At 66.1% G+C, this 16,413-nt stretch carries 18 protein-coding genes; 13 read left to right on the top strand and 5 right to left on the bottom strand.

Going from position 1 to position 16,413, the window contains the following annotated elements:
* Nucleotides 1-141: 141 nt before the first annotated feature.
* From BDOA9_RS01990 to BDOA9_RS38715, 10 genes are all read left to right on the top strand, one after another.
* Nucleotides 142-753: a permease gene (locus BDOA9_RS01990; protein ID WP_025032275.1), complete on the top strand. Its 612-nt coding sequence runs from the start codon at nucleotides 142-144 to the stop codon at nucleotides 751-753.
* Complete coding sequence (locus tag BDOA9_RS01985; RefSeq protein ID WP_025032274.1) at nucleotides 750-1,250, top strand: hypothetical protein; 501 nt, start codon at nucleotides 750-752, stop codon at nucleotides 1,248-1,250. The genes BDOA9_RS01990 and BDOA9_RS01985 overlap by 4 nt, the downstream gene beginning before the upstream one ends.
* Nucleotides 1,251-1,407: 157 nt before the next feature.
* A complete protein-coding gene (locus tag BDOA9_RS01980; protein WP_025032273.1) occupies nucleotides 1,408-1,662 on the top strand; it encodes a hypothetical protein in 255 nt (84 codons plus the stop codon).
* 2 nt (nucleotides 1,663-1,664) lie between these two features.
* Nucleotides 1,665-2,420 (top strand): metal ABC transporter ATP-binding protein, encoded by a 756-nt coding sequence (locus BDOA9_RS01975; RefSeq protein WP_025032272.1) that lies wholly within the window; start codon nucleotides 1,665-1,667, stop codon nucleotides 2,418-2,420.
* A 6-nt stretch (nucleotides 2,421-2,426) separates the two neighbouring features.
* Nucleotides 2,427-3,296, top strand: a complete 870-nt coding sequence (locus BDOA9_RS01970; RefSeq protein WP_025032271.1) for a metal ABC transporter permease — start codon at nucleotides 2,427-2,429, stop codon at nucleotides 3,294-3,296.
* Between the two features lie 2 nt (nucleotides 3,297-3,298).
* Nucleotides 3,299-4,162 (top strand): metal ABC transporter substrate-binding protein, encoded by an 864-nt coding sequence (locus tag BDOA9_RS01965; protein WP_025032270.1) that lies wholly within the window; start codon nucleotides 3,299-3,301, stop codon nucleotides 4,160-4,162.
* A gap of 51 nt (nucleotides 4,163-4,213) precedes the next feature.
* A complete protein-coding gene (locus BDOA9_RS01960; protein ID WP_025032269.1) occupies nucleotides 4,214-5,263 on the top strand; it encodes a CobW family GTP-binding protein in 1,050 nt (349 codons plus the stop codon).
* On the top strand, nucleotides 5,263-6,282 hold the full coding sequence (locus BDOA9_RS01955) for a WD40 repeat domain-containing protein (RefSeq protein ID WP_025032268.1): 1,020 nt from the start codon (nucleotides 5,263-5,265) through the stop codon (nucleotides 6,280-6,282). Before BDOA9_RS01960 ends, BDOA9_RS01955 begins: the two co-directional genes overlap by 1 nt.
* A gap of 30 nt (nucleotides 6,283-6,312) precedes the next feature.
* A complete protein-coding gene (locus tag BDOA9_RS01950; protein WP_025032267.1) occupies nucleotides 6,313-7,029 on the top strand; it encodes an MgtC/SapB family protein in 717 nt (238 codons plus the stop codon).
* A 101-nt stretch (nucleotides 7,030-7,130) separates the two neighbouring features.
* Entirely contained in the window at nucleotides 7,131-7,472 is a 342-nt protein-coding gene (locus BDOA9_RS38715) for a hypothetical protein (RefSeq protein ID WP_025032266.1), read from the top strand.
* Between the two features lie 97 nt (nucleotides 7,473-7,569).
* Here BDOA9_RS38715 and BDOA9_RS01940 read toward each other — a convergent pair whose 3' ends face one another.
* From BDOA9_RS01940 to BDOA9_RS01920, 5 genes are all read right to left on the bottom strand, one after another.
* A complete protein-coding gene (locus BDOA9_RS01940) occupies nucleotides 7,570-9,012 on the bottom strand; it encodes a homospermidine synthase (RefSeq protein WP_025032265.1) in 1,443 nt (480 codons plus the stop codon).
* Between the two features lie 49 nt (nucleotides 9,013-9,061).
* Nucleotides 9,062-9,451: a RidA family protein gene (locus BDOA9_RS01935; protein ID WP_025032264.1), complete on the bottom strand. Its 390-nt coding sequence runs from the start codon at nucleotides 9,449-9,451 to the stop codon at nucleotides 9,062-9,064.
* A 147-nt stretch (nucleotides 9,452-9,598) separates the two neighbouring features.
* Nucleotides 9,599-10,186 carry a GNAT family N-acetyltransferase gene (locus tag BDOA9_RS01930; protein WP_025032263.1) on the bottom strand — a complete coding sequence of 196 codons (588 nt, stop codon included), beginning with the start codon at nucleotides 10,184-10,186 and terminating at the stop codon, nucleotides 9,599-9,601.
* A gap of 133 nt (nucleotides 10,187-10,319) precedes the next feature.
* Entirely contained in the window at nucleotides 10,320-11,462 is a 1,143-nt protein-coding gene (locus tag BDOA9_RS01925) for a type III PLP-dependent enzyme (RefSeq protein WP_025032262.1), read from the bottom strand.
* 688 nt (nucleotides 11,463-12,150) lie between these two features.
* On the bottom strand, nucleotides 12,151-12,405 hold the full coding sequence (locus BDOA9_RS01920) for a hypothetical protein (protein WP_025032261.1): 255 nt from the start codon (nucleotides 12,403-12,405) through the stop codon (nucleotides 12,151-12,153).
* A 136-nt stretch (nucleotides 12,406-12,541) separates the two neighbouring features.
* Between BDOA9_RS01920 and BDOA9_RS01915 the strand changes: the two genes are divergently transcribed.
* Genes BDOA9_RS01915 through BDOA9_RS01905 form a run of 3 tightly spaced genes read left to right on the top strand, consistent with a single transcriptional unit; the run spans nucleotide 12,542 to nucleotide 16,373 of the window.
* Complete coding sequence (locus BDOA9_RS01915; protein ID WP_025032260.1) at nucleotides 12,542-14,623, top strand: M3 family metallopeptidase; 2,082 nt, start codon at nucleotides 12,542-12,544, stop codon at nucleotides 14,621-14,623.
* A complete protein-coding gene (locus tag BDOA9_RS01910) occupies nucleotides 14,623-15,261 on the top strand; it encodes a DUF1007 family protein (RefSeq protein WP_025032259.1) in 639 nt (212 codons plus the stop codon). Before BDOA9_RS01915 ends, BDOA9_RS01910 begins: the two co-directional genes overlap by 1 nt.
* The gene (locus BDOA9_RS01905) at nucleotides 15,258-16,373 is read left to right on the top strand and encodes a nickel/cobalt transporter (RefSeq protein WP_025032258.1); all 1,116 of its coding nucleotides are present in this window, start codon (nucleotides 15,258-15,260) and stop codon (nucleotides 16,371-16,373) included. The genes BDOA9_RS01910 and BDOA9_RS01905 overlap by 4 nt, the downstream gene beginning before the upstream one ends.
* The last annotated feature ends 40 nt before the right edge of the window (nucleotides 16,374-16,413 follow it).

Raw genomic sequence — 16,413 nt, 5'->3', positions numbered from 1 at the left:
CGGTCGCAGACGCGACCGCCTTTTTTGCTGTGCGGAATTGCCCTGCGCGGCGCGCGCATTGGTCTGTCATCACACCGTTTGCATCGGGAGAACACCGCCCTTAATCAGGACGGGCATCACCCTTGAGCCGCTCCACACCCCTTGTCAGAACCTTCCCCGAACAATCCGGCGCCCGTCGGCGACGCGGAATCCGAGCCGCGGCCGGGCCGGGTCCGCAAGCCGATCGGCTGGTCCACCATCATCATTGCAGGTCTGGTGGCGGTGAGTGCGGCCCTGGTCTGGCGGCGGGACGGCACCGACGGTGTTCTGGACATTCTCACCCACGATCTCTCGCTGTTCTCGGGCATCCTGCCGCGCGTGCTCGCCGGCTGCCTGTTAGGGGCCTTCATCTCGGAAATCCTGCCGCACGAGAAAGTCTCGCGCTCGCTCGGGCCGAAATCCGGCCTGATGGGCCTTTTGATCGGCACCGCCTTCGGCGCAATCCTGCCCGGCGGCCCCTTCACCGCCTATCCGGTGGCGAGCGCGCTGCTCGCGGTCGGCGCCGATTTCGGCGCCACCATCGCCATGGTCGTGAGCTGGACCCTGATCGGCTACGGCCGGGCGGTCGCCTGGGAAATCCCGATCATGGGCACCGATTTCACGCTGTGGCGGATTTTGATCTCGCTGCCGCTGCCGGTGCTCGCCGGCGCCCTCGGCCGCTTCGTCTACACCAGGCTGTATCCGAAGCCGCTCGCGAAGGACGACGAGAGTTGAGCGCAGCGCTCCTGATCGACATCCTGTTGTGGGGCTCGGTGCTCGGCGTCGGGCTGATCGCCTTTCGCCGCGGCCCGCCGGTGTTCAAGGCCTCCTTGCGCGAGGGCACGATGGACTTCGTCAACATCGTGCCGCGGATCGCGCTGGGCGTGATCGGCTCCGGCTATATCGCCGCCATCATCCCGCAGGAGGTGATCACCGGCTGGCTCGGCCCGGATAGCGGCTGGCTCGGGGTTGCCACTGCCGTCGTCGCCGGCGCCGCCACGCCGGGCGGCCCTGTGGTCGGCTTTTCCATCGGCACGGTCGCGCTGAAGTCGGGCGGCGGGGTGCCGCAGGTGGTCGCCTATGTCGTCGCCTGGGCGCTGTTCGCCTTCCAGCGGGTAATCCTGTGGGAGATCCCGTTCATGCCCGCCCGTTTCGTCTGGTTCCGCTGCGCCGTCTCTGTGCCGTTTCCGTTCGTGGCGGCGGCGATCGCCATGGTGATCGGCAAGCCCTGAGGCGAGGGACCGTCATTCCGGGGCGGCGAAGCCGAACCCGGAATCCGGAGATTCTCAGCTGCGCAATTGCGCACCATAGTTCGATGCTGCGCATCGCCCCGGAATGACGTTGGCCCCGGCCGTGGACAGGCGTAATGTTATAATATAACGTCCACAAATGGCTCCCGTCGCGCCCCACGCCCACCAGCACGACCATGCCCATGGCCATTCCCATGGTCACGGCCACGGGCATTCGCACGGGCACGATCACGCCCATGCCCGTGCACATGCTCATGTCCACGATGCGGCCTCGCCGCATCCGGCCCAGGCCGCGCCCTGGTCGATCCTGCGCATGACCGTTGCGGGCCGTCTCGCGGCCGCGCTCGCGGTCTGTGCCGTGCTCTGGGGGATCGTCTTGCTGGCGATGAGGTGACGATGGCAGCGCTGCATTTCCACAACGTCACGCTCGGCTATGACCGGCATCCGGCCGTGCATCATCTCAGCGGCGAGGTCGCGCCGGGCGCGCTGGTTGCGGTGATCGGCCCCAACGGCGCCGGCAAATCGACGCTGCTGCGCGGCATCGTCGGCATCCTGAGGCCGCTCGACGGGACGATCCATCTCGGCGGGCTCGACGCCCGCGACATCGCCTATCTGCCGCAGAGCGCGGAGATCGACCGCAGCTTCCCGATCTCGGTGTTCGATTTCATCGGCACCGGGCTGTGGCGTGGCACAGGCCTGTTCGGCGGCATCGGCAAGGCCGCGCGCGACAAGATTCTCCGCGCGATCGGAGCCGTTGGCCTCAGCGGTTTCGAGAACCGCCCGATCGGCACGCTCTCCGGCGGCCAGATGCAGCGCGTGCTGTTCGCGCGGGTGCTGCTTCAGGACGCGCGCCTGATCGTGCTGGACGAGCCGTTCAACGCCATCGACAGCAAGACCACCACCGATCTGCTCGCGCTGGTGAAGCGCTGGCACGGCGAGGGCCGCACCGTGCTTGCCGCGCTGCACGACATGGAGATGGTGCGCAACCATTTCACCGAAACGCTGGTGCTGGCGCGCGGCCCGGTCGCGTGGGGCCCGACGGCGGAGGTGCTGACGCCCGAAAATCTGCTGGTCGCGATGCGGATGTGCGAGGCCTTCGACGACAGCGCAGCCGCCTGCGCGGCCGATGATGTCAGCTCGCGGGCGGCCTGATTTCCGATGCTCTATGGCGCGCTGATCGGTCCGTTCACCGAATTCGAGTTCATGCGGCGGGCGCTCGCCGCGGTGATCGCGTTGGCACTGGCGGGCGCGCCGATCGGCGTGTTCCTGATGCTGCGCCGGATGAGCCTCGTCGGCGACGCCATGGCGCATGCGATTCTGCCCGGCGCCGCAATCGGTTTCCTGCTCTCCGGCCTCAATCTGTTCGCGATGACAGCCGGCGGCCTGATCGCCGGCTTCGCGGTCGCGATCCTCGCCGGAGTGGTCGCGCGCTCGACCGGGCTGAAGGAGGACGCTTCGCTCGCGACCTTCTATCTCGCGTCGCTCGCGCTCGGCGTCACCATCGTCTCGATCAAGGGCACCAATATCGACCTGCTCCATGTCTTGTTCGGCAACATCCTCGCGATGGACGATCAGACCCTGCTGGTGGTGGCCTTCAACGCCACGGTGACGCTGCTGGTGCTCGCGGTGATCTACCGTCCGCTGGTGATCGAGAGCGTCGATCCCCTGTTCCTGCGCACCGTGAGCCGGGCCGGCGGCCCGGCTCACCTCGCCTTCCTCGCGCTGGTCGTCATCAGCCTTGTCAACGGTTTTCAGGCGCTGGGCACGCTGCTGGCGGTGGGCCTGATGATCCTGCCCGCGGGCATCGCAAGGTTCTGGTCGCGCGATCTCACCTCCATGATCTGCATCGCCGTCGTTGCTGCCGCGGTCTCGGGCTATGCCGGCCTCGTGCTGTCGTTCCAGACCCGCGTGCCATCCGGCCCCGCGATCATTCTGGTGGCGACGGTGATCTACCTGATCTCGGTTCTGTTCGGCCGCGTCGGCGGCATCGTCCGGCAGCTGTTTCCCGGCCGGCATCTGGAAGCATGACGATGCGGTTCATCCTGGTTTGTGCAATGTTGCTGATCGCCTCGCCGCTTGAGGCCGCCGAGCGGCTCAACGTCGTCGCGAGCTTCTCGATCCTCGGCGATTTCGTCCGCAATGTCGGCGGCGATCGGGTCAGCGTCACGACGCTGGTAGGGCCCGACAGCGACGTCCACGTCTATACGCCGGCGCCGAGCGATGCGAAGCGGGTCGCGGCGGCGAAGCTCGTCATCGTCAACGGGCTCGGCCTCGAAGGCTGGCTGCCGCGCCTCGTGCAATCCGCAGGGAGCAAGGCCAAGGTGATCACCGCGAGCGCCGGCATCGCGCCGCTGAAGCTTGGCTCGGCCGCTGATCCCCACGCCTGGCAGTCTATCCCCAACGCCAGGATCTACGTCACCGACATTGCGAGCGCGCTCGCCACGGCCGCTCCTGACGATGCGGAGTTCTTCCGCGCCCAGGCCAAGGCCTATCTGGAAAAGCTCGAAACACTGGACCGCGAGGTCCGCGACGCCGTCGCAAAAATCCCAGCCGAGCGGCGCAAGGTGATCTCCACCCATGATGCCTTCGGCTATTTCTCCAGCGAATACGGTATCCGGTTCATCGCGCCCCTGGGCGTCTCCACCGAAACCGAGCCGAGCGCGCGCGATATCGCCGCCATCATCGGCCAGATCAAGGCCGCGAGGATCCCGGCCGTGTTCCTTGAAAATATCACCGACGATCGCCTGATCCGGCGGATCGCCGCCGAGACCGGGGCGAGGGTCGGCGGGACCCTGATTTCGGACGGTTTGACCGGCGAAAAGGGGCCTGCACCCACTTACATTGACATGGTCAGGCACAATATAAAGGCCCTGACCAGCGCGCTTGACCATTAGGCAGGGGCCACCCCGCCTCGCGTCGCGCGACCAGCCGACCCCGGAGTTCTTATGTCTGAAGCGACCGCCTCCAAAATTCCCGTGACCGTGCTGACCGGCTATCTCGGCGCCGGCAAGACCACGCTGCTCAACCGCATCCTGTCGGAGAACCACGGCAAGAAATACGCCGTCATCGTCAACGAATTCGGCGAGATCGGCATCGACAACGACCTCATCATCGGCGCCGACGAGGAAGTGTTCGAGATGAACAACGGCTGCATCTGCTGCACCGTGCGCGGCGACCTCGTCCGCATCATGGACGGCCTGATGAAGCGCAAGGGCAAGTTCGACGCCATCATCGTCGAGACCACTGGCCTTGCCGATCCCGCGCCCGTCGCGCAGACCTTCTTCGTCGACGAGGACGTGCAGAAGAACGCGCGGCTCGACGCGGTCGTGACGGTCGCCGACGCCAAATGGCTGTCGGACCGCTTGAAGGATGCGCCTGAAGCCAAGAACCAGATCGCCTTTGCCGACGTCATCGTTCTGAACAAGACCGACCTCGTCAACAAGGGCGAGCTCGCCGAGGTCGAGGCCCGCATCCGCGGCATCAACCCCTATGCGAAGCTGCATCGCACCGAGCGCTGCGCGGTGGCGCTGGCCGACGTGCTCGACCGCGGCGCCTTCGACCTCGACCGCATCCTCGACATCGAGCCGGATTTCCTGGAGGCCGACGATCATGACCACGACCATGATCATCACCACCATCACGACCACGACCATCATCACCATGATCACGGTCACGGCCTGAAGCACTATCACGACGAGGACATGCAGTCGCTCTCGCTGAAGACCGACAAGCCGCTCGATCCGAACGTGTTCATGCCCTGGCTGCAGAACCTGGTGCAGGTCGAGGGCGGCAAGATCCTGCGCTCCAAGGGCATACTCGCCTTCCACGACGACGACGACCGCTATGTCTTCCAGGGCGTCCACATGATGCTGGAGGGCAACCACCAGCGGAAATGGAAGGATGGCGAGCCGCGCGAGAGCCGCCTCGTCTTCATCGGCCGCGAATTGCCCGAAGAGGCGATCCGCAAGGGTTTTGAGAGCTGCATCGTCTCGTGATGAAAGAGTTTACGCCGGCGCCCGAGTCCGCTTCGATCGTTTCCGTCACCGACCGCGTCAAGCCCATCGCGCTCGGCATGGCCGTGACTTCTGTGCATTTCCTCAAGGAGCGCGCCGCCTTCGTCGGCGGCGAGGAGACCGTCGCATTCGTTGATAGCAATTGCGAGATCACCACGGTTGCCGTGCACAGCGGCGGCATTCTCTCGACCGCATCCGACGGCAAGCGCATCGTGATGGGCGGCGACGACGGCAAGGTCGTCTCGCTCGATGCCAAGGGCGAGGTGACGCTGCTCGCCACCGACCCGAAGCGCCGCTGGATCGACGCGGTGGCGCTGCACGCCGACGGCGCCTTCGCCTGGTCGGCCGGCAAGACCGCGACCGTCAGGAGCGGCAAGGCCGAGGAGAAGTCGATCGACGTGCCCTCGACCGTCGGCGGCCTCGCCTTCGCGCCGAAGGGCCTGCGGCTCGCAATCGCGCATTACAACGGCGTGACGCTGTGGTTTCCGAACATGGCGGGATCGGCCGAATTCCTGCCCTGGGCCGGCTCGCACCATGCGGTCGCCTTCAGCCCCGACAACAAATTCCTGGTCACCGCGATGCACGAACCGGCGCTGCACGGCTGGCGGCTCGCCGACAACAGGCACATGCGCATGACCGGCTACCCCGGCCGCGTCCGCTCGATGTCGTGGAGCGCGGGCGGCAAGGGGCTGGCGACCTCGGGCGCCGACACCGTGATCATCTGGCCGTTCGGCAGCAAGGACGGTCCGATGGGCAAGGAGCCCGCGATGCTGGCGCCGCTGCAGGCGCGCGTCTCCGTGGTCGCCTGTCATCCCAGGAACGACATCCTCGCCGCCGGTTACAGCGACGGCACCGTGCTGATGGTCCGCATGGAGGACGGCGCGGAGATTCTGGTCCGCCGCAACGGCACGCCGCCCGTGGCCGCGCTTGCCTGGAACGCCAAAGGTACGCTGCTGGCCTTTGCCGATGAAAATGGGGACGGCGGTCTGCTCGAGCTTTGATCTGTCATGGTTCCCGCCGTATAGGGGACCATGCGATTTCTGACGACCTTTCAGCTTGCCGATTTCGCCGACACGCTGATCAGCCTGATCACGGCCTTCGTGCTGGGCACCTTGATCGGCGCCGAACGGCAATACCGCCAGCGCACCGCGGGGCTGCGCACCAACGTGCTGGTCGCGGTGGGCGCGGCCGCCTTCGTCGATCTCGCCATGCACCTGACCGGCGCCGACGGCGCGGTGCGGGTGATCTCCTACGTCGTTTCCGGCATCGGCTTCCTAGGGGCCGGCGTCATCATGAAGCAGGGCATGGACGTGCGCGGCCTCAACACCGCGGCGACGCTGTGGGCCTCGGCCGCGGTCGGCTCCTGCGCCGGCGCCGACATGGTCGCGCAGGCGGCCGCGCTGACTGTGTTCGTCATCGCCGGCAACACCATGCTGCGCCCGCTGGTCAACGCCATCAACCGCATCCCGCTGAACGAGAAGGCGCTGGAAGCGACCTACTATTTCAAGCTCGCGGTTGCGGCCGACGCCTTGCCCGACATGCGCGACCGCCTCGTCGACAAGCTCGAAGCAGCGAAATATGCGGTGGCCGACATCGAAGTCGCCGAGATCAGCGAGGACGTTCTGGAGATCGCCGCCAGGCTGGTCGCGACCGCAGTCGACCCGAACGAGCTGAACGCGGTGGCGACCGATCTGCAGCATCTGCCGGGCGTACGACACGCAACCTGGGAAGTCAGCACGACGGAGTAGCGCGGCGTTTTGGCGCGTAGCGGGTGGTTCCCCGCGTCTTCGGTTCCGGAACCGGCGCGCCCCAGTTTCGTTGATCCCCGTGGATAAAGGCGGTGATCGACATGCCCGGCCGAGATGACAAGCGCAGACTGAAGCTCAACCTGACAATCGGCGCTGCGATGTTCGCGGCAGGCGTCGTGGTGTCGGTGCTGTCGCTGGCGCAAATCCGCGCTGAAAGCCGGATGCAGCTGGCACAGGCAACGCCCCCGCTCCAGGGCACGCCGTCCAGCGATCAGGACAAGACGCCCGCAGAGGCAAAACCCGGCGGCGACCGGCCGACCACGCCGGCACCTGAGCCGGCGCGGCCCGATCCGCAGACCCAGGGCGCGGCAGGCGCGGCCAAGCCCGCGCTGCCACCGGCCCCGGCCGAGAAGATCGCGCCGCCGATCAAGGACAAGCAGTAGACGGAACTCGTCTTTTTGCCCCACGCGCGCAAGGGCGTGCCATTGCGCTGTCTACTGTGCATGGGGTTGTTTTCGCTGTTTTTATCAGCGTGCCGCCTCACCGCACCAGAATATTCCGGAACTGCCAGGGATCGCTGGTGTCGATATCCTCCGGGAACAGTCCCGGACGATCCGTCAGCGGGGTCCAGTCGGTATAAAAACCTTTCACCGGACCGAGATACGGCAGCTGAATTTCGAGCAGGCGCTCGAAATCCATCTCGTCGGCTTCGACGATGCCCTCGTTCGGGTTCTCCAGCGCCCACACCATGCCGCCGAGCACGGCAGAGGTCACCTGCAGGGCGGTGGCGTTCTGATAGGGTGCGAGCTCGCGGGTCTCTTCGATCGAGAGCTGCGAGCCGTACCAGTACGCGTTCTTGTCATGACCGAACAGCAGCACGCCGAGCTCGTCGATGCCGTCGATGATTTCGTCCTCTTCGAGGATGTGGTGCTTCTCCTGCATCTTCCCGGCGCGGCCGAACATTTCATGCAGCGACAGCACGGCATCGTCGGCCGGGTGGTAGGCGTAGTGGCAGGTCGGCCGGTAGACCGCCTTGCCCGAGGCGTCGCGCACGGTGAAGTAATCGGCGATCGAGATCGACTCGTTGTGGGTGACGAGGAAGCCGTACTGGGCGCCGCGGGTCGGGCACCAGGTGCGCACGCGCGTATTGGCGCCGGGCTGCATCAGATAGATGGCAGCGCCGCAGCCGGCTTCATGGGTGTGCGCATTCTCGGGCATCCATTTCTCATGGGTGCCCCAGCCGAGCTCGGATGGCTGCATGCCTTCCGACAGGAAACCTTCTACCGACCAGGTGTTGACGAAGACGTCGGGCTCCTTCGGCTTCTTCGAGCGCTGGGTGTCGCGCTCGGCGATGTGGATGCCCTTGATGCCGGCTTGCCGCATCAAATCCGCCCATTCGCCCTTGGTCTTCGGCCTGGGGGCGTTGAGCTTCAGATCGGCCGCGACGTTCAGCAGCGCCTGCTTGACGAAGAACGAGACCATGCCGGGATTGGCGCCGCAGCAGGACACCGCCGTGGTCGAGCCCGCCGGGCGGGCCTTCTTGGCGGCGAGCGTCGTTTCGCGCAACGCGTAATTGGAGCGCGCTTCGGGGCCCTTCGAGGAATCGAAATAGAAGCCGAGCCAGGGCTCGTTGACGGTGTCGATGTAGAGCGCGCCGAGCTCGTTGCAGAGCTCCATGATGTCGGTCGAGCCGGTATCGACCGAGAGGTTGACGCAGAAGCCCTGGCCGCCGCCCTCGGTGAGCAGCGGGGTCAGCAGCTCGCGGTAATTGTCCTTGGTCAGGCCCTTCTGGATGAAGCGGACATTGTGCTTCTCGCAAAGCGCCTTGCGGCCCTCGTCCTTGGGATCGAGCACGGTGATGCGCGACTTGTCGTAATCGAGATGCCGCTCGATCAGGGGCAGCGTGCCTTTGCCGATCGAGCCGAAGCCGACCATGACGATGGGGCCGGTGATCTTCGCGTAGATCTGCGAGGGAGGGCTCATGGGATGGTTTCTCCGGAACGTGCTGGTAGGCAGAAGGGGTGGGACGGGATCAAGCGCTGCGGCGCTTGGCGGTGACTTCGATCTCGACCTTCATCTCCGGCCTGGCGAGCGCCGAGACGACCAGCAAGGTCGCCGCCGGCCTGATGTCGCCGAGGACCTCGCCGCAGACGGCGAAGTGGGCATCGATATAGCTGGCGTCGGTCACGTAATAGGTCGCACGGACGATATCGGCCATCTCGAATCCACCCTCCTTCAGGGCGGCCGCGATGGTCTTGAAGCAGTTGCGTGACTGGCTCGTGACATCTGCCGGCATGGTCATCGTGGTGTAGTCGTAGCCGGTGGTTCCGGCGACGAAGGCGAAATCGCCGTCGATCACGGCGCGGCTGTAGCCGACGGTCTTCTCGAGCGGGGAGCCGGTGGAGATCAGGCGACGGGACATCGGTCGTGGGCCTCGACTGAGGGGGTGTTTCGCGGGGTTAAAGGGCGTTTCCGGCGCCTGCGCAACCCCAAAGCAACGGGTCTGGCGCAGGCGCGGCCAGGCGCTGCCGCGCGATGCGGCGGCGGTCGTCGCTACAGGGGCGATCCCTCAGGCCGCGTGCGCCTCAGGCGCGCGAACCGACCTCCGTTTGGGCACGGCCGCGCCGGTCGGGACGATCATCCCTTCGGCGCCGTCCAGCGCGCCCTCGGTGAACTCGATCGCCAGCAGGCGGTCGCGCTCGAACGGGCCCGGCAGCGACAGCTCCGCGGTCCTCTCCGTCGAGAAGCCGAAGCGGGCGTAATAGGGGGCATCGCCGAGCAGGATCACGGCGTCATGCCCGCGCGCCCGGGCGGCAGCCAGCGCATGTTGCATCAGCGCGGCGCCGATCCCGAGCTCGCGGCAGGCAGGGTCGACCGCCAGCGGTCCGAGGACCAGAGCGGGCCTGCCTCCGGCGCTGACATGCCACAGCCGCACGGTTCCCACGAGCTTGCCATCGCGCATCGCCGACAGGGCGAGGCCTGCGGCGGGCGTGCGTCCGTCGCGCAGGCGCTGGCAGGTGCGGCCATGGCGGTTCTCGCCAAAGCAGGCATCGAGCAGCGCTTCGCGCGTCGCGACGTCTCCAGCACGTTCCGCACGGATCACGAACGGAGCGGCTTTCGAGGTGAAGGCAACTTGCGGCTTCCGAGGAGCAGTCATGGCACATCAGTCCTCGCTTGAACCGGCGTGCGCGCAGCACGCCTGTTCAAGACGTCTTCAGAAATCGAGATGTGAGGGAGGAGCCGGCAAGCCGGCTCCCGGGTTCGTCAGGCCTCTAGAACAGAGAGGCGGATCAGATGTGATACGTGCGCAGCGGCGGGATGCCGTTGAACGCCACCGACGAGTAGGTCGACGTATAGGCCCCGGTGCCCTCGATCAGCACCTTGTCGCCGATCTCGAGCGTGACGGGAAGCGGATACGGGTTCTTCTCGTACAGCACGTCGGCGCTGTCGCAGGTTGGACCTGCGAGCACGCACGGGGTCATGTCCGCGCCGTCGTGACGGGTGCGGATGGCGTAGCGGATCGACTCGTCCATGGTCTCGGCGAGACCGCCGAACTTGCCGATGTCCAGGTACACCCAGCGCACCTCGTCCTCGTCGCTCTTCTTCGAGATCAGCACGACCTCGGATTCGATGACGCCGGCGTTGCCCACCATGCCGCGGCCCGGCTCGATGATGGTCTCCGGGATCTGATTGCCGAAGTGCTTGCGCAGCGCGCGGAAGATCGAGCGGCCGTAGGTCACGACCGGCGGCACGTCCTTCAGGTACTTGGTCGGAAAGCCGCCGCCCATGTTGACCATGGTCAGGTTGATGCCGCGCTCGGCGCAGTCGCGGAACACCTGCGAGGCCATCGCCAGCGCACGGTCCCACGCCTTCACCTTGCGCTGCTGCGAGCCGACATGGAAGGAGATGCCGCACGGCTCCAGGCCCAGGCGCTTGGCGAGGTCGAGCACCTCGACCGCCATTTCCGGGTCGCAGCCGAACTTGCGCGACAGCGGCCACTCGGCGCCGGCGCAGTCATAGAGGATGCGGCAGAACACCTTCGCACCGGGGGCGGCGCGGGCGACCTTCTCGACCTCGGCCGCGCAATCGACCGCGAACAGGCGAATGCCGAGCGCAAAGGCGCGCGCGATGTCGCGCTCCTTCTTGATCGTGTTGCCGAAGGAGATGCGGTCGGGCGTCGCACCCGCAGCCAGCGCCATCTCGATCTCGGCGACCGTGGCGGTGTCGAAGCAGGAGCCCATGGAGGCGAGCAGAGCCAGCACTTCCGGCGCCGGGTTCGCCTTGACGGCATAGAACACGCGGCTGTCGGGCAGCGCCTTGGCGAAGCTCTGGTAGTTGTCGCGCACGACCTCGAGGTCGACGACGAGGCACGGCTCGGTGTCGCGGCCTTCGTTGCGGCGGTTGCGCAGGAATTCCTGGATACGTTCAGTCATGGCACTCTCCAACGGTCCCAGCGACGGGAACCGCATCAACATGACGTCTGATGAGAGTGCTTCGGCCGCATCGCGCGATGGAGGCGCGTCGAGGCCAAAAAACTCAAACCAGACTGTGCTGCCGTGGATTGGTTGGGAGAGTTTCCCGCCCGCTCACCTGGCAATGAAGGACAAGCCTTTTCAGTAGCCCGCGCCGGCGTTGGACTGCCGGTAGAGACCAAAAAAGCCCGATCCGTCGTTGCTTTAAGTCGCGTCCCCCGTTGAGAGCGGGGTGCGCCGGTTCGCCTCCGGCTGCCAGTCACGGTTGCAAAGGGCGAAGTCACCTTCGACATGGCATCTCTTTGAGAGAGATGCTGGGCGCTCCGGGTTTGCTTCGTCGTCCGACTTTGCGGTCTTGCGACCTCAGTCTTCCGACTTCCGCACTTCCGAAGAGCCCCTCGGCTTCTTCACCCCTTGGCGGCTGTCCGGCCTCTTGTCCGGATACCTACCGACTGACACACGACCACAGGCACGTGCGAAATTGGGCAAGTCCGCACATAAGCGTTTTGACTCTGGTTCGCAAGAATTTTTTTAGGCTGAGAACAGAATTGCCTAACATCTGCTTGCGCGCTGTTGCGCGAGCGACGCGGAAGATGAACGCGCGTTAAGTTTTCGCCGAGCTGCGCGTGTTGCCCACGCGCGCGAAGCGTCAGCGGCGCTTGGTGAAGGGCTCGATGCGCTGAGCGCCGCGGATGAAAGCAGTCATCACGAGCACGCCGAGTGCGAACAGCACGGCCTGCAGGATGTGGGCGCCCTGATCGCCGAGCCCGAACAGGATCGCGAGCGCCCAGCCGCCGGCAAAGGCCGCGCCGAACACCTCCGCGCCGATCAGGATGGCGGCGCTGATGACGGTGATGACGCTGGGCCAGACGATCTGGCGGGACGATGACGAAGACGCGTTCATGGCTTCAGGGGATCCTGGCTTCGAGGGCCGCAATCTCCCCGAAAAGGCGGCCGGGGGCAAGGGCAAACGGCCCAAAAAAGCCCCACGCGTGCTATAGCTGGCCGCAACGATCGAGCCATGAAATTCGGGACTTGTGATGTCAGAAACCCGCCAAACTACGGACGCCGAGACCAATCCGCTGCTGAAGGCCTGGGTGACGCCGTTCGCGACCCCGCCCTTCGACGAGATCAGGCCGGAGCACTTCCTGCCGGCCTTCGAGCAGGCCTTTGCCGACCATTCCGCCGAGATCGCGGCGATCACCAACGATCCGGCCGCGCCCGACTTCGCCAACACCATCACGGCGCTGGAGCGCTCCGGCAAGCTCTTGAGCAAGGTCGCGGCGGTGTTCTACGACCTCGTCTCGGCGCATTCCAACCCGGCCATCCTGGAGATCGACAAGGAGGTCTCCTTGCGGATGGCGCGGCACTGGAATCCGATCATGATGAACGCCGTGCTGTTCGGCCGCATCGCCCATCTGCACGAGAACCGCGCGGGTCTCGGTCTCACGACCGAGCAGCTCCGCCTCTTGGAGCGCACCTACACCCGCTTCCATCGCGCCGGCGCCGGCCTCTCCGAAGAGGCCAAGACCCGGATGGCCGAGATCAACGAACGGCTGGCCCAGCTCGGCACCGGCTTCAGCCACCATCTGCTCGGCGACGAGCAGGACTGGTTCCTGGAGCTCGGGGAGGGCGACCGCCAGGGCCTGCCTGAGAGCTTCGTCGCCAGCGCCAAGGCTGCGGCGGAAGAGCGCGACATGGCAGGCAAGGCCATCGTCACGCTGTCGCGCTCCTCGGTCGAGACGTTCCTGAAGAGCTCCGCCCGGCGCGACCTCCGCGAGAAGGTCTACAAGGCCTTCATCGCGCGCGGCGACAACGGCAACGCCAATGACAACAACGCGACCATCGTCGAGATCCTGAAGCTGCGCGAGGAGAGCGCCAGGCTCCTGGGCTATCAGACCTATGCCGCCTACCGGCTCGAGGATTCCATGGCCAAGACGCCGGACGCGGTGCGCGGCCTGCTCGAGCGGGTCTGGAAGCCGGCCCGGGCCCGCGCGCTCGCCGACCGCGACGAGATGCAGGCGCTGATCACGGAAGAGGGCGGCAATTTCAAGCTCGCCCCCTGGGACTGGCGCTTCTACGCCGAGAAGCTGCGTCTGCAGCGCGCCAATTTCGATGATTCCGCGATCAAGCCGTATCTCGGCCTCGACAACATGATCGCCGCCGCCTTCGACTGCGCCACGCGCCTGTTCGGCGTCACCTTCGAGGAGCGCAAGGACATTCCGGTCTGGCATCCCGACGTCCGGGTCTGGGAGATGAAGGGGCCGGACGGCAAGCACAAGGCGCTGTTCTATGGCGACTACTTCGCCCGGCCGTCGAAGCGCTCCGGCGCCTGGATGACCTCGCTGCGCGACCAGCAGAAGCTCGACGGCGACGTCGCGCCGCTGGTTCTCAACATCTGCAATTTCGCCAAGGGCGCCGGCGGCGAGCCGGCGCTGCTGTCGCCCGACGATGCCCGCACCCTGTTCCACGAGTTCGGCCACGGTCTGCACGGCATGCTCTCCAACGTGACCTATCCCTCGTTGTCGGGCACCTCCGTGTTCACCGATTTCGTCGAGCTGCCCTCCCAGCTCTACGAGCACTGGCAGGAGCGCCCCGAGGTGCTGCAGAAGTTCGCCCGCCACTACCAGACCGGCGAGCCGCTGCCGGACGACCTGTTGCAACGCTTCCTCGCCGCGCGAAAATTCAACCAGGGCTTTGCCACGGTCGAGTTCGTCTCCTCGGCGCTGGTTGACCTCGAATTCCACACCCAGCCGGCGTCGGCCGCGGAGGACGTGCGCGCCTTCGAGAAGAAGGAACTGGAGAAGATCGGCATGCCCGAGGAGATCGCGCTGCGCCACCGTCCGACGCAGTTCGGCCACATCTTCACCGGCGACCACTATGCCGCCGGCTATTACAGCTACATGTGGTCGGAGGTGATGGACGCCGACGCCTTCGGCGCGTTCGAGGAGGCCGGCGACATCTTCGATCCTGCCGTGGCCAAGCGTCTGCACGACGACATCTACTCGAGCGGCGGGTCGGTCGATCCCGAAGCCGCCTACGAGGCCTTCCGTGGCCGCCCGCCGGAGCCGGATGCGCTGCTGCGCCGCCGCGGCCTGCTCGAAGACGCCAAGGCGGCATGATGGGCATGCGCCGCCTGTTCGGATTCCTGCTCGCCGCCGCGATGACGCTGGCGGCGGGCGCGGCACGCGCGCATCCGCATGTCTGGATCACCGCGACCAGCGAATTGCTCTACGCAGCCGACGGCAGCATCACCGGCGTCCGCCACGTCTGGACCTTCGATGACATGTTCTCGGCCTATGCGGTGCAGGGGCTCGAGAGCAAGAGCAAGGGCGCCTATACCAGCGAGGAGCTCAAGCCGCTGGCGCAGACCAATGTCGAGTCGCTGAAGGAATACGCCTACTTCACCTTTGCGCGAGCTGACGGCAAGAAGGAGCGATTCCAGGAGCCGGTCGACTATTTCCTCGACTACAAGGACACGGTGCTGACCCTGCACTTCACCTTGCCGCTGAAGAACCCGGTCAAGCCCAGGCAGCTGGTGCTCGAAGTGTTCGACCGCTCCTTCTTCATCGACTTCCAGATGGCCAAGGACAATCCGGTCAAGCTGGTCGGTGCGCCCGCGGGCTGCCAGATGAAGCTGGAACGGCCGAACGACGGCACCGCGAGCGCGCAGAAGCTGAACGAGCAGACCTTCCTGAACGGCGAGAACTCGAATTTCGGCATGATGTTCGCCAACAAGATCACGGTGGATTGCCCTTGAAGCCGCAACTCTCTCCGCTCGCGCGCGGGCTGCTCGCCTGTGCCGCCGTGCTGCTTGTCGTGGGCGTGACTGACGCCGCGCTTCATGATCTCCTCGCGCAAAACCCGTTCGGCGCGCCGCGACCGGCGCAGGCGGCCGAGCCTGAAGCAAGCGGCCTGATCGGCTGGCTCCTGGCAAAACAGTCGGAATTCTATCGCCAGATGTCGGCAACTATCCGCGCCGCGAAGTCCGACGGCTCGGCGGTGTGGACGCTGCTGTTCATCTCATTCGCCTACGGCATCTTCCACGCCGCCGGTCCCGGCCACGGCAAGGCGGTGATCGCCTCCTATCTGGTCGCCAATCGCGAGACGGCGCGGCGCGGCATCGCGCTGTCCTTTGCCTCGGCCCTGATGCAGTCGCTGGTCGCGATCCTCATCGTCGGCATCTCGGCCTGGGTGCTGAATGCGACGGCGAAGACGATGTGCAAGGCGGAAGGGGTGATCGAGATCGCGAGCTACGCCATGATCGCGCTGTTCGGCCTGCGCCTGGTCTGGGTCAAGGGCCGCACCTTCATCGGCGCACTCCAGGCCGCCCAGCCGGTGCCGGCGATGGCGGGCGTGCCGCACGACCATGGCCATCACCATCATGATGCGCACGATCATCATCACCACGATCACGGCCATGATCACCACCATGGCCACGGCCACGCTCACCATCACCACGGGCACGACCACGTTCATGACGAGCATTGCGGCCATTCGCACGGACCCACGCCAAGCGAGCTCGCGGGCCCCGGCGGCTGGCGGCGCGGCTTCGCCGCGATCCTGACCGTCGGCATCCGGCCCTGCTCGGGGGCCATCCTGGTCCTGGTGTTCGCGCTCGCGCAGGGCCTGTTCTGGGCCGGCGTCGCCGCGACCTTCCTGATGGGATTGGGCACCGCGATCACGGTGGCGGCCATCGCCGTCGTCGCCGTCTCCGCCAAGGACATCGCCGCCCGCCTCAGCGCCGGGCGCGACGGCGGCGGCGCGCTGTTCATGCGCGGCATCGAGTTCGGCGCCGCGGGTCTGGTCCTGCTGTTCGGCGTCGGCCTGTTGTTCGGCTACATCGCCGCCGAACGGACCACGTGTTTTTGAGGTCGTATCTGCGCTTCGCGGCGCTCATTGAGCAAGACGG

Source organism: Bradyrhizobium sp. DOA9 (genome assembly GCF_000617845.2).
Classification (GTDB): domain Bacteria; phylum Pseudomonadota; class Alphaproteobacteria; order Rhizobiales; family Xanthobacteraceae; genus Bradyrhizobium.
The sequence above is the reverse complement of the archived record's forward strand: the minus strand, read 5'-3'. Positions and strand labels throughout refer to the sequence as shown.

Coding starts and splice junctions, on each gene's coding strand:
- BDOA9_RS01970 (WP_025032271.1), top strand. CDS start 2,427: ATGCTCTATGGCGCGCTGATCGGTCCGTTCACCGAATTCGAGTTCATG.
- BDOA9_RS01955 (WP_025032268.1), top strand. CDS start 5,263: ATGAAAGAGTTTACGCCGGCGCCCGAGTCCGCTTCGATCGTTTCCGTC.
- BDOA9_RS01925 (WP_025032262.1), bottom strand. CDS start 11,462: ATGACTGAACGTATCCAGGAATTCCTGCGCAACCGCCGCAACGAAGGC.
- BDOA9_RS01915 (WP_025032260.1), top strand. CDS start 12,542: ATGTCAGAAACCCGCCAAACTACGGACGCCGAGACCAATCCGCTGCTG.
- BDOA9_RS01930 (WP_025032263.1), bottom strand. CDS start 10,186: ATGACTGCTCCTCGGAAGCCGCAAGTTGCCTTCACCTCGAAAGCCGCT.
- BDOA9_RS01920 (WP_025032261.1), bottom strand. CDS start 12,405: ATGAACGCGTCTTCGTCATCGTCCCGCCAGATCGTCTGGCCCAGCGTC.
- BDOA9_RS01975 (WP_025032272.1), top strand. CDS start 1,665: ATGGCAGCGCTGCATTTCCACAACGTCACGCTCGGCTATGACCGGCAT.
- BDOA9_RS01950 (WP_025032267.1), top strand. CDS start 6,313: ATGCGATTTCTGACGACCTTTCAGCTTGCCGATTTCGCCGACACGCTG.
- BDOA9_RS38715 (WP_025032266.1), top strand. CDS start 7,131: ATGCCCGGCCGAGATGACAAGCGCAGACTGAAGCTCAACCTGACAATC.
- BDOA9_RS01980 (WP_025032273.1), top strand. CDS start 1,408: ATGGCTCCCGTCGCGCCCCACGCCCACCAGCACGACCATGCCCATGGC.
- BDOA9_RS01935 (WP_025032264.1), bottom strand. CDS start 9,451: ATGTCCCGTCGCCTGATCTCCACCGGCTCCCCGCTCGAGAAGACCGTC.
- BDOA9_RS01910 (WP_025032259.1), top strand. CDS start 14,623: ATGGGCATGCGCCGCCTGTTCGGATTCCTGCTCGCCGCCGCGATGACG.
- BDOA9_RS01960 (WP_025032269.1), top strand. CDS start 4,214: ATGTCTGAAGCGACCGCCTCCAAAATTCCCGTGACCGTGCTGACCGGC.
- BDOA9_RS01940 (WP_025032265.1), bottom strand. CDS start 9,012: ATGAGCCCTCCCTCGCAGATCTACGCGAAGATCACCGGCCCCATCGTC.
- BDOA9_RS01965 (WP_025032270.1), top strand. CDS start 3,299: ATGCGGTTCATCCTGGTTTGTGCAATGTTGCTGATCGCCTCGCCGCTT.